The organism is Streptomyces fuscichromogenes (genome assembly GCF_014645815.1).
GTDB classification, from domain to species: Bacteria; Actinomycetota; Actinomycetes; order Streptomycetales; family Streptomycetaceae; genus Streptomyces; species Streptomyces fuscichromogenes.
Genome location: NZ_BMML01000106.1, coordinates 1 through 1314, shown reverse-complemented (window position 1 = coordinate 1314; position 1314 = coordinate 1). Strand labels below are relative to the sequence as shown.

At 68.1% G+C, this 1314-nt stretch carries 1 protein-coding gene; it reads left to right on the top strand.

What is annotated here, in order from left to right:
* A partial coding sequence (locus IEZ11_RS50375) for an amino acid adenylation domain-containing protein (RefSeq protein WP_189269850.1) occupies positions 1-1314 on the top strand: 1314 nt, incomplete at both ends.

Below are 1314 nucleotides of genomic sequence, written 5' to 3'. Positions count from 1 at the left end.
GCGTATGTACCCGTCGACCCGGAATATCCCGCGGAACGCATCGAGCAGATCCTCTCGGACGCCGGTGCGGGAGTGGTGCTCGCGGTCTCCGGGACGGCCCGGCCGGAAAACGGGACCCCGGAAAGCGGGAGGCAGGGGAGCGGGAGGCCGCGGAGTGGTTTGGGGGATATGGTCCGGCGGGACTGGCTGGTGGTGGATGACCCGGCGTTTGGGCGGATGTTGGAGGGGGCGGCGGAGACGCTGGTATCGGATGCGGACCGGGTCGGGTCGTTGCGGGTGGATCATCCGGTGTATGCGGTATTCACGTCCGGTTCGACGGGGCGGCCCAAGGGTGTAGTGGTCACGCATGCGGCGGTGGAGCGTCTGGTGCGTGGGCTGGATGACGTGGTGGTGGGTCCCGGTGAGGTGATGGGGCAGTTGTCGTCGCCGTCGTTCGACGCGGCGACCTTCGAGATCTGGGGGGCTCTGGCGAACGGGGCCACGGTGGCGCTTGCGCCTGTGGGCACCCTGTCGGTGGACGGGATCCGTGACTTCCTGACGAGTCACCAGGTGACGGTGGCGTTCATGACCACCGGACTGTTCCACCAGATTGTGGATCTGAGGGTCGAGGTGCTGGCAGGCCTTCGGTATCTGGTGGTCGGAGGGGAGGTGCTGTCGGCCGTCCGTTGCCGCAGCGTCCTGGCGGAGCTTCCCGGTGTGACGCTGGTGAGTGCTTATGGGCCGACCGAGAACACCACGTTCACCACACTGCGCCGTCTGGAAGCGGGAGACTTGCGGATCGGTGTTCCGCTGGGAACACCGATCGCGGATACGCGTGTTTTCGTGCTGGATTCGGCTCTTCAGCTGGTGCCGCCGGGTGTGGCGGGTGAGTTGTATGTGGCGGGTGCGGGTGTGGCGCGGGGGTATGCGGGCCGGCCGGGCCTGACCGCGGAACGGTTCATCGCCGATCCGTTCGGTGGTGCGGGTGAGCGGATGTACCGGACCGGGGATGTGGTGCGCTGGACGGCCGGGGGGCTGCTGGAGTTCGTGGGCCGGGCCGATGACCAGGTGAAGATCCGCGGATTCCGTATCGAACCCGGTGAGGTCGAGGCGGTGGTCGCGGGGTGTGACGGGGTGGCGCAGGCGGCGGTCGTGGTGCGGGAGGACACTGCGGGTGACAAGCGGCTGGTCGCCTATGTGACACCGGCAGAGGGTGCGCGGCCGGGTCTGGACCGGGTGGTGCGCGAGTACGCGGCCCTGCGACTGCCGGCCTACATGGTGCCCTCGGCGGTGGTGGTTTTGGATGTGCTGCCGTTGACGGTCAATGGGAAGCTG